The 16,432-nt window shown below is 64.7% G+C and carries 18 protein-coding genes and 1 tRNA gene; 6 read left to right on the forward strand and 13 right to left on the reverse strand.

Annotated features, from left to right (window positions below):
• Nucleotides 1-12: 12 nt before the first annotated feature.
• Both panB and ABE473_RS12825 read right to left on the reverse strand, forming a co-directional pair.
• Nucleotides 13-858: a 3-methyl-2-oxobutanoate hydroxymethyltransferase gene (gene panB, locus ABE473_RS12820; RefSeq protein WP_179458413.1), complete on the reverse strand. Its 846-nt coding sequence runs from the start codon at nucleotides 856-858 to the stop codon at nucleotides 13-15.
• Between the two features lie 31 nt (nucleotides 859-889).
• On the reverse strand, nucleotides 890-1,507 hold the full coding sequence (locus tag ABE473_RS12825; RefSeq protein WP_346489738.1) for a LysE family translocator: 618 nt from the start codon (nucleotides 1,505-1,507) through the stop codon (nucleotides 890-892).
• Between the two features lie 120 nt (nucleotides 1,508-1,627).
• Here ABE473_RS12825 and ABE473_RS12830 point away from each other — a divergent pair, with 120 nt between their 5' ends.
• On the forward strand, nucleotides 1,628-2,089 hold the full coding sequence (locus ABE473_RS12830; protein WP_346489739.1) for an Lrp/AsnC family transcriptional regulator: 462 nt from the start codon (nucleotides 1,628-1,630) through the stop codon (nucleotides 2,087-2,089).
• Between the two features lie 136 nt (nucleotides 2,090-2,225).
• On the opposite strand, the gene ABE473_RS12835 is transcribed toward ABE473_RS12830, so the two are convergent.
• Together ABE473_RS12835 and ABE473_RS12840 are read right to left on the reverse strand one after the other, a co-directional pair.
• Nucleotides 2,226-2,789, reverse strand: a complete 564-nt coding sequence (locus tag ABE473_RS12835) for a GNAT family N-acetyltransferase (protein ID WP_346489740.1) — start codon at nucleotides 2,787-2,789, stop codon at nucleotides 2,226-2,228.
• Nucleotides 2,749-3,135: a hypothetical protein gene (locus tag ABE473_RS12840; protein WP_346489741.1), complete on the reverse strand. Its 387-nt coding sequence runs from the start codon at nucleotides 3,133-3,135 to the stop codon at nucleotides 2,749-2,751. Before ABE473_RS12840 ends, ABE473_RS12835 begins: the two co-directional genes overlap by 41 nt.
• Before the next feature lie 717 nt (nucleotides 3,136-3,852).
• Between ABE473_RS12840 and ABE473_RS12845 the strand changes: the two genes are divergently transcribed.
• Both ABE473_RS12845 and ABE473_RS12850 read left to right on the forward strand, forming a co-directional pair.
• Nucleotides 3,853-4,359 carry a hypothetical protein gene (locus tag ABE473_RS12845; RefSeq protein WP_346489742.1) on the forward strand — a complete coding sequence of 169 codons (507 nt, stop codon included), beginning with the start codon at nucleotides 3,853-3,855 and terminating at the stop codon, nucleotides 4,357-4,359.
• Nucleotides 4,360-4,456: 97 nt separating this feature from the next.
• Nucleotides 4,457-5,494, forward strand: coding sequence for an N-acetylmuramoyl-L-alanine amidase (locus tag ABE473_RS12850; RefSeq protein ID WP_346489743.1), 1,038 nt, complete (start codon nucleotides 4,457-4,459; stop codon nucleotides 5,492-5,494).
• Between the two features lie 381 nt (nucleotides 5,495-5,875).
• Here the strand turns inward: ABE473_RS12850 and ABE473_RS12855 are convergent.
• From ABE473_RS12855 to thrS, 9 genes are all read right to left on the reverse strand, one after another.
• Nucleotides 5,876-5,952, reverse strand: a tRNA-Pro gene (locus tag ABE473_RS12855).
• Between the two features lie 67 nt (nucleotides 5,953-6,019).
• The gene (locus ABE473_RS12860; protein ID WP_019182707.1) at nucleotides 6,020-6,376 is read right to left on the reverse strand and encodes a MerR family transcriptional regulator; all 357 of its coding nucleotides are present in this window, start codon (nucleotides 6,374-6,376) and stop codon (nucleotides 6,020-6,022) included.
• Complete coding sequence (locus tag ABE473_RS12865) at nucleotides 6,357-6,656, reverse strand: integration host factor subunit alpha (RefSeq protein ID WP_005410432.1); 300 nt, start codon at nucleotides 6,654-6,656, stop codon at nucleotides 6,357-6,359. The genes ABE473_RS12860 and ABE473_RS12865 overlap by 20 nt, the downstream gene beginning before the upstream one ends.
• Before the next feature lie 26 nt (nucleotides 6,657-6,682).
• Nucleotides 6,683-9,064, reverse strand: a complete 2,382-nt coding sequence (gene pheT, locus ABE473_RS12870) for a phenylalanine--tRNA ligase subunit beta (protein ID WP_346489744.1) — start codon at nucleotides 9,062-9,064, stop codon at nucleotides 6,683-6,685.
• A gap of 93 nt (nucleotides 9,065-9,157) precedes the next feature.
• A complete protein-coding gene (gene pheS, locus ABE473_RS12875) occupies nucleotides 9,158-10,153 on the reverse strand; it encodes a phenylalanine--tRNA ligase subunit alpha (RefSeq protein WP_176989316.1) in 996 nt (331 codons plus the stop codon).
• Between the two features lie 195 nt (nucleotides 10,154-10,348).
• Nucleotides 10,349-10,708: a 50S ribosomal protein L20 gene (gene rplT, locus ABE473_RS12880; protein ID WP_017355264.1), complete on the reverse strand. Its 360-nt coding sequence runs from the start codon at nucleotides 10,706-10,708 to the stop codon at nucleotides 10,349-10,351.
• Nucleotides 10,709-10,718: 10 nt separating this feature from the next.
• The gene (gene rpmI / locus ABE473_RS12885; protein ID WP_017355265.1) at nucleotides 10,719-10,916 is read right to left on the reverse strand and encodes a 50S ribosomal protein L35; all 198 of its coding nucleotides are present in this window, start codon (nucleotides 10,914-10,916) and stop codon (nucleotides 10,719-10,721) included.
• A gap of 435 nt (nucleotides 10,917-11,351) precedes the next feature.
• Entirely contained in the window at nucleotides 11,352-11,891 is a 540-nt protein-coding gene (gene infC / locus ABE473_RS12890; protein WP_172838068.1) for a translation initiation factor IF-3, read from the reverse strand.
• A gap of 48 nt (nucleotides 11,892-11,939) precedes the next feature.
• A complete protein-coding gene (gene thrS, locus ABE473_RS12895; RefSeq protein ID WP_346489745.1) occupies nucleotides 11,940-13,844 on the reverse strand; it encodes a threonine--tRNA ligase in 1,905 nt (634 codons plus the stop codon).
• A gap of 348 nt (nucleotides 13,845-14,192) precedes the next feature.
• Between thrS and ABE473_RS12900 the strand changes: the two genes are divergently transcribed.
• Genes ABE473_RS12900 through ABE473_RS12910 form a run of 3 tightly spaced genes read left to right on the forward strand, consistent with a single transcriptional unit; the run spans nucleotide 14,193 to nucleotide 16,328 of the window.
• The gene (locus tag ABE473_RS12900; RefSeq protein ID WP_179458364.1) at nucleotides 14,193-14,489 is read left to right on the forward strand and encodes a hypothetical protein; all 297 of its coding nucleotides are present in this window, start codon (nucleotides 14,193-14,195) and stop codon (nucleotides 14,487-14,489) included.
• Nucleotides 14,489-14,752 carry a hypothetical protein gene (locus ABE473_RS12905; RefSeq protein ID WP_346478114.1) on the forward strand — a complete coding sequence of 88 codons (264 nt, stop codon included), beginning with the start codon at nucleotides 14,489-14,491 and terminating at the stop codon, nucleotides 14,750-14,752. The genes ABE473_RS12900 and ABE473_RS12905 overlap by 1 nt, the downstream gene beginning before the upstream one ends.
• A 10-nt stretch (nucleotides 14,753-14,762) precedes the next feature.
• The gene (locus ABE473_RS12910) at nucleotides 14,763-16,328 is read left to right on the forward strand and encodes a PepSY-associated TM helix domain-containing protein (protein WP_346489746.1); all 1,566 of its coding nucleotides are present in this window, start codon (nucleotides 14,763-14,765) and stop codon (nucleotides 16,326-16,328) included.
• The last annotated feature ends 104 nt before the right edge of the window (nucleotides 16,329-16,432 follow it).

Raw genomic sequence — 16,432 nt, forward strand, 5'->3', positions numbered from 1 at the left:
CGCGCGTATCGATCAGAACGTGTGTTCCGGGCCGGGGAACGTGCCTGCGCCCACCTCTTCCGCGAACTCACGCGCGGCCTTTTCCAGCAGCCCGTGCATGTCCGCGTACTGCTTCACGAAGCGCGGCAGTTTGCCGGTGCGCAGCCCTGCCATGTCCTGCCAGACCAGCACCTGCGCATCGCAGTCGCTGCCCGCTCCGATGCCGACGGTGGGAATCTTCAGCGCCGCGGTGATCTGTGCGGCCACCGTGCCGGGGACCATTTCCATCAGTACCGCGAAAGCACCGGCAGCCTCCAGCGCGCGCGCCTCCTCGATCAGCCGTGCGCCATCCTCGCCCCGCCCCTGCACGCGGAAGCCGCCGAGCTGATGCTCCGACTGCGGCGTGAAGCCGATATGCGCCATCACCGGGATGCCGCAGCTGACCAGCTTGCGGACCTGCGGCACCATCTCGATGCCGCCTTCCAGTTTCACTGCGTGGGCGCCGCCCTCCTTCATGAAACGCACGGCCGTGTGGAAGCACTGCTCCGGCGAGGCCTGGTAGGAACCAAATGGCAGATCGGCGATCACCAGCGGGCGCCGCGTGCAGCGGCTGACCGCGCGCACCAGCGGCATCAGCTCGTCGACGGTGACCGGCAGCAGCGAGTCGTTGCCGAACACATTGTTCGACGCCGAGTCGCCGATCAGCAGCACCGGAATGCCGGCGTCTTCGAAGATCGCCGCGGTGTACATGTCGTAGGCGGTGAGCATGGCCCACTTCTCGCCGCGCTCCTTCATCTGCTGCAGGTGTGGAATGCGCACGCGCGGTGCCGGGACCGGGGCAGTGCCCGGCGTCGCGTAGGGATGGAGCTGTTCGGTCATGCGAAGCATCCTGGTGGAGAACAACGTGGGGTCAGAGTGTGCCGGTTCCGCTCAACAACAGCACGGCGATCACGATCATCGCCGCGCCAGAGACACGGCCGACGGCGCGTGATGCACGCGGGCGCGTGCGCAGCAAGGCACCGGCGCCATAGCCGACCGCAAGATAGACCGCACCGCAGCTGACCAGATGGACCATGCCCAGCGCGATGATCTGCACGGGCATCGCCCACGCCGCGCTGGCGGAAATGAACTGGGGCAGCAGGGCCAGGAACAGCAGCAGCACCTTGGGATTGAGCCCGCTGACGCAGGCGCCCTTGAGCGCCCAATGGCGCCACCCCGTCACCGCCCCCGCAGCGTCGGCCGCAGCCACCGGCGGGTGGCGCAGCAGGCCGATGCCCAACCAGAGCAGATACAGCGCACCCAGCACGGTCAGGACGTGCAGCGCGACCGGCACGCGGGCAAGCATCGCACCGACGCCCGCGGCGACCAGCCCGATCGCGAGCAGATGGCCAGACAGCAATCCGGCCACCGCCGGCACCACCGCCCGCCCGCGCAGACCTGCGGCGATCGCGTGCGCCCAATCCGCACCGGGGATGAGCACGAAGAGGATGGACACCGCCCAGAAGGCGGCAATGACGCTGGGTTGCATGGGGGTCCAAGGGGCGGTCTTGCCGCGATCTGCGGGATGGATAGAAGAATATTCCCGCGTCTCTGGAATGTGCTTCCAAATACTTGCACCGCGCCGGCCTGCAGGAGGAAACTCTTGCGCATGGATGCCACCGATCAGCGAATTCTTGCCGAGCTGCAGAAAGACGGCCGCCTCACCGTGACCGAGCTGGCCGAGCGCATCGGCCTGAGCATCTCGCCCTGTCACCGCCGCGTGCGTGCCCTGGAGCAGTCCGGCGCGATCCGCGGCTACCGCGCCGAGCTCGATCCCGCCGCCTTGGGCCTGAAGTTCTCAGCGCTGGTCTTCATCACCCTGCGCGACGGCGACCGCCACGCGGTGGACGCCTTCGAACACGCGGTGGCCGAAGTGCCGCAGGTCCTGCAGGCACAGCGCCTGTTCGGCGACCCGGACTACCTGCTGCACGTGGTCACCCGCGACCTGGCCGCGTTCCGGCACCTCTACGACGAACACCTCTCCGCCCTGCCCGGCGTGCAGCGGCTGACCTCGACCCTGGTGATGAAGGACGTGGTGATCGACCGGCCGCTGCCGTTGAACGGGCATTGAGGCAGCCGCATTAGACCTTCTGACCGCGAACGTCTGGCTTGCCCACGACGCAATCCGCAGCGAAGCCGACGCCGCGCGCAAACGGCAGCTCATCCAGTCGCCCTGCATCGACAAGGACACGCCCGGCCTCGAAGGCTCAACCGTCGCCCGGGGTGACCCTGCAGTAGAACACCAGCTCCGGATCATCGGGGTCGAGGTTGTCGATGTATCCGCTGGATTCGAAGCCGGTCTGCAGAAGCACGGCCTGCATCCGGGTGTTGGAACGATTGGTCGATGCAAACAGCTTGGGGTGTGCGCAGACGGATTTCAGGTGCTCGATCAGAATCCGGGCCAGCCCTTGGCGGCGGCGCGCTGGATCGACCATCAGCATCTCGATGAAGCCGCAGCCGAAGAAGTGATAGTCGAGTACGCCGTACGCGGCAGCGCGTGCGTCGATGGTGAGCACGTGGCACGCATCCGCTGCGATCCAGGCGTGGATCAGCTCAGTGCGTTCCGGCGCCTGTGCGGCGACGCTGTCGATGGCCACCAGCGCCCGCAGGTCCTGCATCGTTGCCTGGCGAATCTCGATCACGCGTGTATCCCTTCTCGCTGCGCCGCTGGGCGGCGTGGCCTGCATTGTCACCCGTTGCGACGACTCGCCCGGCATCATTCTGCCCACATCACAACTCATCGGGTTGATACAGGCCAGTGACAGGTGCAAGCGACTCATAGTGCGTTTGTTTCCATTCTCCACCACCGCCGCCACCTCTCGGAGTGACCCATTCAAACGTCCAGCGCTCCCTGAACCCGCCAGGCAGCTCGTTGAGGATGGTCAGCCGCTCTCCCGGCGTGCCCCGTGTGGGGAGCGGCACCGGAGGAGCGGTTGCCGTTTGTATGGCGAGCGGATCTACCCGCGCCTGGGCCTCCACGGTCATCCTGTCCGGAACGGCAGCACAAGCGTCGTTGGAAACAACGGGCGTGGCGCAGATCAGCGCCACGGAAAAAGCAAAAACAGGCAGGCGTATCACCTCAAACAACTCCCCTAAGCTCATATGAAGGTGCTTCACTGCTGTTGCCGCACATTGCGGCAGACATGGGTTCGCAGAGAAGAGCATTCACAGTGACGGGGGACGGCCAACCACACTATCGGTCTTGCCCGCAGGATGGACTCGGACAAAAAGAAAAAAGGCCTGCGCATCGCTGCACAAGCCTTTGATCGAATCACCAACATTGGTCGGGACGGCCGGATTTGAACCGACGACCCTCTCCCCCCCAGGCATCGCCGTGCTCCGGGCTATGTCATTGCTTCACTGTGCCCCTTCCGCCACCACTTCGACCGGCCAGTTCCCTTGCGTCTGACCATCTATTCCAACGAGGCGGCCAGCCGATCCTCCGCGGTACGGGCGTCCGACAGCAGCAAGTGCCCACTGCCGGGGCCTAGCTTCATGGAATCCGGGCACTTGCCAAGATTGGATCGTCCCGGTAGTCACCAGTGTCCTTGCCGGCAAGATATGCCTGGCGTCGCCGAGACTTGTCATCCAAGGACGCTTCGGTTACCCAGCGAGATGCCACACAACTGGGATCGCCAGCTGAGACGCCCATGGCTACGTAGACACCTTTTCGGTGCGACCTTGGCCCGGACGTGCCCACGGCTTTTGCCAGCACTGGCAGATAGAGTTCACACTTTCACATTCTTGTTATGCGCTAATTTCGCCAAGTGACGGAATGGATAGGACTATCTGTCACTTTGAAATGGATTATTTCACAATCACGAGGATGTGCAGATGAAGCATGTGCATGCAATCGGTCTAACGACGCGATTTGGCTTGAGGATCAAGCAAGGCATCGCAGCAACGATCTTGACCGCCGCCGTAGTGTCACAGGTTTCCACAGCAGCACCGCCGTCGGCGGCCACTCCGGCCACCACGCAGTCGAAGGCGAAATGGGCGGAGATTGACTCCCTTGTTACCGCTGAACTTCAACAAATTGTGGACAAGCAGTCTCGGATCGATGGACAGAGCAAGCTCGTCAGCGTCGTTGCCAAGGTGGATCCGGCCAAGCGGCAGCTCACCATTTCATTGAGCCGCGGCTATGTGCCAAAGGTCAATGGCTCAGAGTTTGAGGACCTTCAGTCCCAGTTAACCACTGCGGCGCTCGAGATCATCGACCCCGCCCTTGAAATTGCAATCATCGAGTACCGCTACGATGGGCGTCCAATCAGCGCCTATTTTCCCGAGGACGCCCCTTCGCCCTCACCGCTAAAGCAAAAAAAAAATAGAGGCCACGATTGATACCACGCTCCCCGTCGTCGCAGTAGCGGGTGGGCACGGGGTCTACTTCAACTATCAGTACAACGACTGGCGGGCACAGCGCGATCCCAGTAACGGAATGACTGAAGATTTCGTAACCCCCTACTTTTCAAGGGACCTGTCAGCGAAGCTCATAGATGAAGGCTGGGCCTCTGTCGCAAAGGCAAGAACCAATGACGTCGCAATCCACCCTTCTAGCGGGCGGCAGTGGTGGCAGATTTCTGCGAGGTACTGGCTACAGCAGACCCTTCCCCAGGAAACTAGTATCTGGAACTCGCTTCCAAACGCCACGCATTCACTCCGAGAGAGAGACGAAGACATCAGGAGTCGTCCATTGTTTGCGAATCACGTGGGCGCAGCCGCCGCAATCAACCTTCACACCGACGCATCGACATCTCCAACAACTCGAGGCACACGGGTCTACTATCACACCGGTCGAGTCGCGGATCAGGAACTAGCCAGCAACGTTCTCTGCTACATGAAGGAAGCAATTCAATCAGTTGGCAACTATTCCAATTGGTCAGTAGCAGGCACTCCCGTCGGCGTCACTGACAAAGGCGAGAATACCCACGCTCAAGCCCCCTCGATTATCGTGGAACTTGGTTTCCACACCAATGCCGAGGATGCTCTTGCTCTTCAGAACGACTACTTCCGAGAAGCAGCAGTCAACGGTATCGCCAAAGGTTGGCACTTGAACTCCCAAGGCGTGGGCTGCGAGCCGCTTAAGATCACGAACATCCCACCCCTTGAGGCCACCCAGAACGTGGAGGCGGATTGGACCGTGCACTTTGAAGGGCATCCAAAGTTCCCTCTGAAGGTCGTTGGTGTGTTCAAGGCCTGTCCTTCCGGGTGGACGTGTTCGCAGTTTACGAAGAACGTCTATAGCGAGACGACCTCGCCGATTCACCTGACATGGAACTGCGGTGTAAGCGGCTCAGAGAATCCAGGTGTTTCAACGTTCCAGCTCGAAACGTTGCTCATCGATGACGATGGCGTCAGAGCCGCACCAGTTGCGCACACCGTCGTTTGTAGCCCCCCAAGCAGTGCTACTGCCGCGAGGGCATCTGATAAAAAGGCATCGGCAACCGCGACGGTCTCATTCCAGAATCAGCCTTGAGCGATTGGCATATTTCCTTCGGCCGAGGTCTTGGAGCCTGATGCCAAGACTCGGCCTCTCAGAACGTCAGACCGCTGCAGAGAAACCATGCTTCAGAGAGACTGCACCGCCGTCGTTCACCGCGATAACGCGCCACTCCACGTACCCCATGGTGTTGCCGTAGACAGCAATCTGGTCAAGGGGACATCGCTCCTGGCCAGCGTGGCGCCTGCCGTGGAGGCCTACCGGGTCAGCCGGGACGCGAATGGGCAGCGCCCCGACTACTAGCCTGCTAACGAATGGACAGCCCGGACTTCCGATGGATTACCATCCCAGATGGCGCGCCAAAAGCAACAAAAAAGCCCACGCATTGCGGCGCAGGCTTCTTCGACTCACCAACATTGGTCGGGACGGCCGGATTTGAACCGACGACCCTCTGCCCCCCAGGCAGATGCGCTACCAGGCTGCGCTACGCCCCGATGATGCTGGCAATGTCCCCGCCTCTCAGCGGGCCGACGAGTATAACGGGTTTGCGTGAAAAATGGTTCAGCGGCGCAGCAATTGCAGCACTTCTTCCAGTTCCATCCGCGTCTGCTTGATGATCTGGTTGCTCAGCGCCGATTCCTCGCGCGCATCGGCACCTTCCAGGCGCAGGCGCGCGCCGCCGATCGTGTAGCCCTGCTCGTACAGCAGGCCGCGGATCTGGCGGACCATCAGCACGTCGTGGCGCTGGTAGTAGCGGCGGTTGCCGCGGCGCTTGGCCGGCTCGAGACTGGGGAACTCGGTTTCCCAGTAACGCAGCACGTGCGGCTTGACGTCGCACAGCTCGCTGACTTCACCGATGGTGAAGTAGCGTTTGGCCGGTATCGGCGGAAGTTCTCGGTTACTGCCCGGATCCAGCATATGCCTCTACCCTTTCCTTGAGCTTCTGGCCCGGACGGAAGGTGACCACCGTACGGGCGGAAATCGGAATTTCCTCACCGGTCTTGGGGTTGCGACCCGGGCGCTGGTTCTTGCGCCGCAGGTCGAAATTCCCGAAGCCGGACAGCTTCACCTGACGTCCCTGTTCCAATGCTTCACGCAGCACATCGAAGAACGCGTCGACAAATTCCTTGGCTTCGCGCTTGTTCAGACCGACTTCGTCGAACAGCTTCTCGGCCATCTCCGCCTTGGTCAATGCCATTGCCTGCTATCCCCCATGCTTCCCGCTCAGCCGCGGATCCGGGCGTGATGTTCACGCTCCATGGCAGAGACCGCCTCGGCCACCACCGCATCCACGTCGCGGTCCGTCAGAGTGCGCGACTTGTCCTGCAAAATCAAGCCCATAGCGAGACTCTTGAACCCCGGCTCGACCCCCTGGCCGACGTACCGGTCGAACAGGGTGACCTCGCGCAGCAGCGGGCCGACGGCCCGGCGCAGGGTGGCTTCCAGGTCGGCCCAGGCCGCGGCCTCGGGCACCAGGAAGGCCAGATCGCGGCGCATCGACGGGAACCGCGACAGCTCGGTCGCCCGCGGCAGCGCGCGGGTGGCCAGCGGCGCCAGGTCCAGCTCGAAGGCGAACACGTCCACGTCGATATCCATGGCCTTGGCCAGGCGCGGGTGGATCTGGCCAATCCAGCCCAGGCTGACGCCGTCACGGTAGACCTCGGCCGAACGTGCCGGGTGGCCATACGGACGCTGCGACGGCTTGAACTCCAGTTCGGCGCCACTGGCGGCCGCCAGCGATTCCAGGTCGCCCTTGAGGTCGTGGAAATCGACCTTGCGGGTCGGCAGGCCCCATTGCTGGGTGTCGGCATCGCCACAGATCGCAGCGGCCACGCGCTGGGTCTCCAGCGGGGCGGGCTGGCCCTCGCCGGCCTGCTGATGGAACACGCGGCCCAGTTCGAACAGGCGCACCCGGCCCAGCTGGCGCGCGGCGTTGCGGCCGAGGGTTGCGACCAGGCCTGGCAGCAGCGACGGGCGCATCACCGCCAGTTCGGCCGAGAGCGGGTTGGCCAGCGCGACCAGACCGTCGTCCAGCTGCCACTGCGCGAGCAGCGCGGCATCGACGAAGGCGTAGTTGATGGTTTCCTGCAGGTCACGGGCGACCAGCTGGCGGCGCACGCTCAGGTCGTCCAGGCGGGTCTCGGTCGGCATCGCCACGCGCGAGGCACCGCCCGGCAGCGTGGTCGGAATCCGCTCGTAGCCGTGGATGCGGGCCAGTTCTTCGATCAGGTCTTCTTCGATGGCGATATCGAAGCGGCGGCTCGGCGCGGTGACCTGCCAGCCATCGGCGGACGCGGCCACGTCCATGCCCAGCGCACGCAGGATGCGCTCCACATCGGCATCGGCGATCTGGATGCCCAGCAGGCGCGCGATACGGGCACGGCGCAGGGCGATGGTGGCGGTCGCCGGCAGGTCGGCCTCACGCACGGCCTCGGTGACCGGCGCCGGGGTGCCGCCGGCCAGATCCAGGATCAGGCGGGTGGCGTACTCAATCGCCGTGCGCGGCAGCACCGGGTCGACGCCGCGCTCGAAGCGGTGGCCGGCATCGGTGTGCAGGCCGAGCTTGCGTCCCCGGCCCATGATCGCGGCGGGCGCGAAATGCGCGGCTTCCAGGAATACGTTCGTGGTGTCGTCGGTGACGCGCGTATCGAAGCCGCCCATCAGGCCGGCCAGCGCGATCGGGCGGTCGGCATCGGTGACGAGCAGGAAGCTGTCGTCCAGCGCGGCGTCGCGGCCGTCGAGCAGTTTCAGGGTTTCACCGGCGCGCGAACGGCGCACGCCGATGCTGCCCTGCAGGGTGCCCAGATCGAAGGCATGCATCGGCTGGCCCAGCTCGAGCATCACGTACTGGGTGACATCCACCAGCAGCGAGACCGGGCGCACGCCGCTGCGGCGCAGGCGCTCGGCCATCCACAGTGGGGTCGCGGCGCGGGCGTTGACGCCCTCGATCACGCGACCGACATAACGCGGCGCTTCGGCACCGGCATCCAGGCGGATCGCCAGCTCACGCGTGCCCACGGCAGCCACCGGGGCGGCGTCGAACGGCACCACTTCACTGGCGCACGCGGCGGCCACGTCGAAGGCGATGCCGCGGATGCTGAAGCAGTCGGCGCGGTTCGGGGTCAGCTTGATCTCGATGCTGGCGTCGGGCAGGCCGAGGTACTCGACCAGGGTCTGCCCGACCGGCGCATCGTCCGGCAGTTCGAACAGGCCGGAGGCATCGGTGTCCAGGCCCAGCTCTTTGGCCGAGCACAGCATGCCGTTGGATTCCACGCCACGCAGCTTGGCCGGCTTGATCTTGAGGTCGCCGATCTGCGCACCGACCATCGCCAGCGGGGCGACCAGGCCCGGCCGTGCGTTCGGCGCGCCACACACGATCTGCAGGTGCTCGCCCTGCCCCGCATCGACCTGGCAGATCTGCAGGCGGTCGGCTTCGGGATGGCGCTCGGCGGAGATGATCTTGGCTACGACGACATGCTGCAGGCCATCGCCCAGCGCATCGACCTCTTCCACTTCCAGACCGATCGCGGTCAGCACCGCGCTGAGTTCATCGCGCGAAACGGTGGTCGGGACGTGGCTGCGCAGCCAGTTTTCAGAGAATTTCATGGTGTCACCCTGGTGGGCCCGGCGCAGGCGCCTGGGCCGTGATGGTCTTGAATCCTGTCCAGCCGGGCATGGCCCGGCGCTACGCTGACGCGCTTACGCGAACTGCTTCAGGAACCGCACGTCGTTTTCGAAGAACGCACGCAGGTCGTTGACGCCGTAACGCAGCATCGCGAAGCGCTCCACGCCCATACCGAAGGCGAAGCCGGTATAGCGCTCCGGATCGACGCCGACGCTACGGAGCACGTTCGGATGGACCATGCCGCAGCCGAGCACCTCCAGCCAGCGGGTACTGCCGTCGGGCTGCTGCCAGGCGATGTCCACTTCCGCACCGGGTTCCACGAACGGGAAGTAGCTGGGGCGGAAGCGCATTTCGAAATCCTGTTCGAAGAACGCGCGTACGAACTCGGACAGCGTGCCCTTCAGATCGGCGAACGTGGAGTGCTCATCGACCAGCAGGCCTTCGACCTGGTGGAACATCGGCGAATGGGTCTGGTCGCTGTCGCTGCGGTACACCTTGCCGGCCGCGATCATGCGCAGCGGCGGTGCGTGCTCGCCCATGTAGCGCACCTGCACACCGGAGGTATGCGTGCGCAGCAGGCGGCCGTCGCCGAAATAGAAGGTGTCGTGCATCGCACGCGCCGGATGGTGCGGCGGGAAGTTCAGCGCTTCGAAGTTGTGCCAGTCGTCTTCGATTTCCGGACCTTCGGAGAGCTCGTAACCGAGGCGGCCGAAGATCTCGGTGATGCGCTCCAGGGTACGGGTCACCGGGTGCAGGCCACCGCGCTCATCGCGACGGCCCGGCAGGGTGATGTCGATCGCTTCAGCGGCCAGGCGCGCGTCCAGCGCAGCGTCTTCCAGCACGGTCTTGCGATCACCCAGCGCGCTGGTCAGCGCGTCACGGGCACGGTTGATGGCTTCGCCGGCGGCTTTGCGCTCATCGGCCGGCAGGCCACCGAGCTGCTTGAGCTGTGCGGTGATGCTGCCGTTCTTGCCCAGCAGGGCCACGCGCAGGGCTTCCAGCGCATCGGGGCTCTGGGCAGCGGCCACGTCGGCCAGTGCCTGCGTGGTCAGGGATTGGATGTCACTCATGGATAGCCGGAGCCTCGCGTCGGTATGCCATCGCGATGCGCGTCGGGCCGACCCCCGTCGCCACCGCTGTCGATCGATGGCACCGGGAGGGCCACCGCCAACACAAAAAAGAATGGGGAAGGACTTGCGCCCTTCCCCATGCATTTGCCTTACCCACAGCCGTTGCGCGTGAACGGCAACGGCAGGGGAATGGACTTATGCCGCCAGTGCGCCCTTGGCCTTTTCGGCCAGTGCAGCAAAACCAGCTGCGTCATGCACGGCGATGTCAGCCAGAACCTTACGGTCCAGGGTGATGCCGGACTTGAGCAGGCCGTTCATGAAACGGCTGTAGCTCAGGCCGTTGATGCGGGCAGCCGCGTTGATGCGGGTGATCCACAGCGAACGGAAGTTGCGCTTCTTCTGCTTACGACCGATGTAGGCGTACTGCTGTGCCTTGATCACGGCCTGCTTGGCAACGCGGAAGACCTTGCGGCGAGCGTTGTAGTAACCCTTCGCCAGGGTCAGAATTTTCTTGTGGCGGCGACGCGCCTGTACGCCACGCTTTACTCGTGCCATGGGTCAGTCCTCAGAGGTAGGGAAGCATACGGTTCAAACGGCCTGCGTCTTCTGCACGAACATGGTTCGTCTGACGCAGATTGCGCTTCCGCTTGGTCGACTTCTTCGTGAGGATGTGGCTACGGTTGGCGTGGCCAGCCTTGAACTTGCCGGACGCGGTCTTGCGGAAGCGCTTGGCCGCCGCCCGGTTGGTCTTGATCTTGGGCATTGCTATGTCCTTGATGATGTTTTGTCACTGACCAGGGCGGTGGCATTGCCACACTTTCCGTCCGTGCCCTTGCCTGCTTGTAAGCCCGGGATCCCCTATGGGAACCAGGCCGGTCCTGTTTGCCGTTGAAACAGCGTGCCTTTGTGGGGCGGGAAACCGTTCAAAACAGCACCCCCGCAAAACGGGGCCGCCCATTATGCCCGTGAATCCAGGCAGTTGCAAACGCTTGATTGGGCGGGTGTTTACCGGTGCCGACAGGGCGTGGAACGCCCGCCGGGCGGGCCACAGGAGGCTGCGGCCACGGCAAACGGCAACAGGCGCCTGAAAAGACGCCCCTGCCTTCTGACGCGAATCTGAAGCAATCGACTCCGGCGGCGCCGGCAGCCGGGCATGGCCCGGCTCTACGCCCCACCCGTTCGGGCTGGGGCCGGCCTGTTACTTCTTCTTCGGCGCGATCATCATCACCATCTGCCGGCCTTCAAGGCGCGGACGGGACTCGATCACGATGTCCTCGCCCAGATCACCTTCGATCCGGCTGGCCATCTCGCGACCCAGTTCCTGATGGCTCATTTCACGGCCACGGAAGCGGATGTTGACCTTGATCTTGTCGCCCTCTTCCAGGAACCCGCGCATCTTGCGCAGCTTGATCTGGTAATCACCTTCATCGGTGACCGGGCGGAACTTCACTTCCTTGATCTCGACCTGCTTGGTCTTCTTCTTGGCCTCGTTGGCCTTCTTCTGCGCTTCGAACTTGAACTTGCCGAAGTCCATGATCTTGCACACCGGCGGATCAGCCTGCGGCTGAATCTCGACCAGGTCCAGACCTTCGTCTTCGGCCATCGACAGCGCTTCGTCACGCGTCAACACACCAATCATTTCTCCGTCGCTGCCGATCACGCGGACGCGCGGCACCCGGATTTCCTGATTCTTGCGGTTCTGTTTGTTGTCAGGGGTACTGATATTGCAATCTCCCAGAGGAATCAAACCGGCCCATCGCGGAGCATCCGCAGGGCCGGGACTTTCTTACACGGACTGTTCTGCCTGCAACCGCTCGATGAAGGCCTGGACGGACATGCTGCCCAGATCTTCGCCAGAGCGCGTACGCACGGCCACGGCGCCATTTTCCTTCTCACGGTCGCCAACCACCAGCAGGTACGGGACCCGCTGCAGCGTATGCTCGCGAATCTTATATCCGATCTTCTCGTTGCGCAAATCGGCGTTCACGCGGAAGCCTTGATCTGCAAGGGTTTTCCGCACTTCGCTGACGTATTCAGCCTGGGCGTCGGTGATATTGGCCACCACCACCTGGGTCGGGGCCAGCCAGGACGGGAAGGACCCGGCGTGGTGCTCGATCAGGATGCCGATGAACCGCTCCATCGAGCCGACGATCGCCCGGTGCAGCATGACCGGGTGCTTCTTCTGGCTGTTTTCGTCCACGTACTCGGCGCCGAGGCGGCCGGGCATCATGAAATCGACCTGCATCGTGCCCAGCTGCCAGGTACGGCCGATGGCGTCCTTGAGGTGATACTCGATCTTCGGGCCGTAGAAGGCGCCCTCGCCCGGCAGCTCCTGCCACTCGACCCCACAGTTGCCCAGCGCCGAACGCAGCGCGGCTTCGGCCTTGTCCCAGGTGGCGTCATCGCCGAGGCGCTTTTCCGGGCGCAGCGCGATCTTGATCTGGATCTCGTCGAAACCGAAGGTGGTGTAGACCGCCAGCGCCTGCTGGTGGAAGGCCGTCACTTCGGCTTCGATCTGCGACTCGGTGCAGAACACGTGGCCGTCGTCCTGGGTGAAACCACGCACGCGCAGGATGCCGTGCAGCGCGCCGGACGGCTCGTTGCGGTGGCACGAGCCGAACTCACCGTAGCGGATCGGCAGGTCGCGGTAGCTGTGCAGGCCCTGGTTGAACACCTGGATGTGGCCCGGGCAGTTCATCGGCTTGACCGCGTAGGTGCGCTTCTCCGATTCGGTGAAGAACATGTTTTCCTGGTAGTTGTCCCAGTGGCCCGACTTCTGCCACAGCGACACGTCCAGGATCTGCGGGCAGCGCACTTCGCCGTAGCCGCTGTCGCGGTACACACGGCGCATGTGCTGCTCGACCACCTGCCACAGCGCCCAGCCCTTGGGGTGCCAGAACACCAGGCCCGGCGCCTCTTCCTGCAGGTGGAACAGCTCCTGCTGCTTGCCGATGCGGCGGTGGTCGCGCATTTCGGCTTCTTCGATGCGCTTGATGTAGGCCTCGAGCTGCTTCTTGTCGGCCCAGGCGGTGCCGTAGATGCGCTGCAGCTGCTCGTTCTTGGCATCGCCGCGCCAGTAGGCACCGGAAATGCGGGTCAGCTTGAAGGCCTTCAGGAAGCGCGTGTTGGGCACGTGCGGGCCGCGGCACATGTCCACGTATTCCTGGTGGTAGTACATGCCCATCGCCTGGATCTCCGGCGACATGTCTTCGATCAGGCGCAGCTTGTAGTCTTCGCCACGCGCCTTGAAGATCTCGATGACCTCCGCACGCGGGGTGACCTTCTTGATGACGTCGTAGTCCTGCGCGATCAGCTCGCCCATGCGCTTCTCGACGGCGGCCATGTCCTCGGGCGTGAACGGGCGCTCGGAGTAGATGTCGTAGTAGAAGCCTTCGGCGATGACCGGGCCGATCACCATCTTGACGTCCGGGTACAGCTGCTTGACCGCATGGCCGACCAGGTGGGCGGCGGAGTGGCGGATGATCTCAACGCCCTCCTCGTCCTTGGCGGTGATGATGCGCAGGCTGGCATCGTGGTCGATGACGTCACTGGCATCGACCAGCACGCCATCCACCGAACCGGCGATGGTGGCCTTGGCCAGGCCGGCGCCGATCGACTGGGCGACGTCCATGACACTGACGGGATGTTCGAATTCACGGCGGCTGCCGTCGGGGAGCGTGATCGCGATCATGAGAGTGCTTTGGTCTGGTGGCCCGCAAGGGGGCCTGGAGAATCCGGGGGCGAGGCGGCAACAAAAAAGCGCCACGAAGGCGCCTGCGTCAGGGGCCGTCGGGGGCGTTCAGCGGTGGGCGGTGGTAGTGCTCATGTCACACGCTAGACCGGCGCAGGGCGCGGGCCACCTTTGTTGCCTCGATAGAGTTGCCCTGATCTTAAACCAATCCGCCGATGAATGCGCCGCCCCGGCGGCGGCCAACGGACAGGACCGCCTGAATGCGTCCGTGTGGCGCCCACAAACCGCAATGATTACCATGCGCGGATTACTGTCCTGCCCAGGACAGGTTTGCCGATTGGATTCCCGATGATCACTGTTGCGCTGACCTCGCTCGGCTTCTGCAGCCTGGCGCTGGCCGGCTCCGCCTTTTCCGCGCTGGCGCTGTATGCCGCCTCACCGCACTGCCGCTGGCCCCGCCTGCGCCGTGCCGGCCGCCTTGGCCGGCAGATCAGCCTGGTGGCTGCCGTGGCGGCGCTGTGGCTGTGGATCGCCAACCTGGGCATCGCGACCGGTGTGGTGGTGATGCTGTGCAGCTGGATGCTGGTGGCGATCCTGCTCCCGCTGCTGGCCGCGTGGCACCGCCCGGCACAGGTGATGCGCTGATGTGGGCCCGCGCGGGCGCCGGCCTCCTGGCGGGGTTCTTCGTCGCGGCCGCGGCCACCGGTCTGGTCGCCTGGCTGCCGCCGGGGCCGTGGCAGAACGCGCTGGTGCCCAGCCTGATCGCCTTCATCCCCTTGTGGATGCTGGCCGCGATCTGGGCCTTCAGCTTCCGCACCGGCGCGCGCGCGTGGGCGGTGATGAGCGCGACCGCCGTGGCTGGATTCGGCCTGTTGTGGCTGCTGCGCCTGACCGGCGCGGTGCAATGAGAGCGATGCGATGAAATTCAGTTCCCTGACCCTCCGCACCTTCACCACGCTGCATACGTGGGTCGGCCTGGTCGCCGGTTTCGCGCTGTTCGTGGCGTTCTATGCCGGCGCGCTGACCCTGTTCCACCACGATCTGCCGCTGTGGCAGACCCCGCATGCGGTGGACACGCCCGCCGCCAGCCTGGACGACGCGCAGCGCCTGCTCGACGGCGTGCTCGAGCGCCACCCGGCCGCACGCACCCATGTGGGCATGACCTTCCCCGGCGGCGACCATCCGCAGCCGATCGCGTATTGGCAGGATGCCAAGGGCACCTGGCTGTATGCCTGGCTGGACCATTACGACGGCAGCATCACGCCGCCGCAGACCGGGCTGGCCGAGCTGGTCAACGAACTGCACTACAGCCTCGGCCTGCCGGTCGCGGGCACCTACCTGATGGGCATCGTCAGCCTGCTGTATGGCGTGGCCCTGCTCAGCGGCCTGGTCATCCACCTGCCCAAGCTGTTCGGTGATCTGTTCGCGCTGCGCCCGGGCCGCAACCTCAAGCAGATGTGGCAGGACGCACACAACGTGATCGGTGTGCTCAGCCTGCCCTTCCACCTGATGTTCGCGGTCACCGGCGCGCTGCTCTGTCTGATCTTCCTGCAGATGGCGGCGCTGAATCCGCTGATCTTCGACGGCAAGCTGCTGCAGGCGGTGCCGGCCGCGATGGACACCGCGCCGGTACGCGAGCCCAGCGGCCCGTCCGGCAATGGAACGAACCTGCGCATGCTGCACGCCCGTGCCATCGAGGTGGCGCGCGCGCAGGGCGTGGCCGATTTCGAACCGGCCTTCCTGAAGCTTGCCCATGCCGGCGATGCCAATGCCACGATCGAGATCACCGGTGAATCCGGCGGCACCCTGGGGCCGCTCGGCGCGGTCGGCCTGGATGCGGCCAGCGGACGGCTGCTGAGCAGCCAGCTGCCCGGCCAGCGCGACGCCAACCACGCCACCCTGAGTGCGGCCTACGCGCTGCATTTCGGCGAGTTCGGCAATGGCGTGGTGGTCTGGCTGTACTTCCTGCTCGGCCTGGGCGGCGCCTTCCTGTTCTATTCCGGCAACCTGCTGTGGATCGAATCGCGGCGCAAGCGGCGCCAGGTGGAACAGGGGCGCGCGCAGATCAACATGGCCCGGGCCACGGTGGGCGTGTGCATCGGGCTGTGCGTTGCGGTTTCGGCGAGCTTCGTGGGCGCGCAGATCCTGGAGCAGGTCGCGCCGCAGGCAGTCGATCACGGCATCCGCTGGATCTGTTTCGCCACCTGGGCCGCATGTGCGCTGTGGGCGGCACTGCGTCGCCCCGACCAAGCCGCCCGTGAGCTGCTCTGGGCGGCCGCCATCAGCACCACACTGGTGGCGGTGGTACACGGGGCGCTGACCGGCTACTGGCCGTGGGCGAGCGCCGCACGCGGCTACTGGCCGCTGTTCTGGGTGGACGCGGTGGCACTGGCACTGGCCTTCGGATTTGCCACGCTGGCCCGTGCGAGCCTGCGCCGCGCGCGGCATGGCGACCCGAACAGCGTGTGGAGTGCACCGCGCTGATCACCCTGGACGCCTGCTGCGGCAGGCTTTCAGAATTCTTCAGGCGCATTTCCAGCACTTCAGACCCGGCCATGGCGGCCGAGCCGCACTACCCGCTTCCGATG

Source organism: Stenotrophomonas sp. TWI700, from assembly GCF_039673645.1.
Classification (GTDB): domain Bacteria; phylum Pseudomonadota; class Gammaproteobacteria; order Xanthomonadales; family Xanthomonadaceae; genus Stenotrophomonas; species Stenotrophomonas maltophilia_AA.

Bases quoted from the DNA above. Each gene is read 5' to 3' on its own strand.
- ABE473_RS12825 (WP_346489738.1), bottom strand. From the start codon at position 1,507: ATGCAACCCAGCGTCATTGCCGCCTTCTGGGCGGTGTCCATCCTCTTC.
- thrS (WP_346489745.1), bottom strand. From the start codon at position 13,844: ATGATCGCGATCACGCTCCCCGACGGCAGCCGCCGTGAATTCGAACAT.
- ABE473_RS12860 (WP_019182707.1), bottom strand. From the start codon at position 6,376: ATGCTGGATCCGGGCAGTAACCGAGAACTTCCGCCGATACCGGCCAAA.
- ABE473_RS12900 (WP_179458364.1), top strand. From the start codon at position 14,193: ATGATCACTGTTGCGCTGACCTCGCTCGGCTTCTGCAGCCTGGCGCTG.
- ABE473_RS12865 (WP_005410432.1), bottom strand. From the start codon at position 6,656: ATGGCATTGACCAAGGCGGAGATGGCCGAGAAGCTGTTCGACGAAGTC.
- ABE473_RS12910 (WP_346489746.1), top strand. From the start codon at position 14,763: ATGAAATTCAGTTCCCTGACCCTCCGCACCTTCACCACGCTGCATACG.
- ABE473_RS12850 (WP_346489743.1), top strand. From the start codon at position 4,457: ATGACTGAAGATTTCGTAACCCCCTACTTTTCAAGGGACCTGTCAGCG.
- ABE473_RS12845 (WP_346489742.1), top strand. From the start codon at position 3,853: ATGAAGCATGTGCATGCAATCGGTCTAACGACGCGATTTGGCTTGAGG.
- rplT (WP_017355264.1), bottom strand. From the start codon at position 10,708: ATGGCACGAGTAAAGCGTGGCGTACAGGCGCGTCGCCGCCACAAGAAA.
- panB (WP_179458413.1), bottom strand. From the start codon at position 858: ATGACCGAACAGCTCCATCCCTACGCGACGCCGGGCACTGCCCCGGTC.
- ABE473_RS12905 (WP_346478114.1), top strand. From the start codon at position 14,489: ATGTGGGCCCGCGCGGGCGCCGGCCTCCTGGCGGGGTTCTTCGTCGCG.
- pheS (WP_176989316.1), bottom strand. From the start codon at position 10,153: ATGAGTGACATCCAATCCCTGACCACGCAGGCACTGGCCGACGTGGCC.
- pheT (WP_346489744.1), bottom strand. From the start codon at position 9,064: ATGAAATTCTCTGAAAACTGGCTGCGCAGCCACGTCCCGACCACCGTT.
- rpmI (WP_017355265.1), bottom strand. From the start codon at position 10,916: ATGCCCAAGATCAAGACCAACCGGGCGGCGGCCAAGCGCTTCCGCAAG.
- ABE473_RS12830 (WP_346489739.1), top strand. From the start codon at position 1,628: ATGGATGCCACCGATCAGCGAATTCTTGCCGAGCTGCAGAAAGACGGC.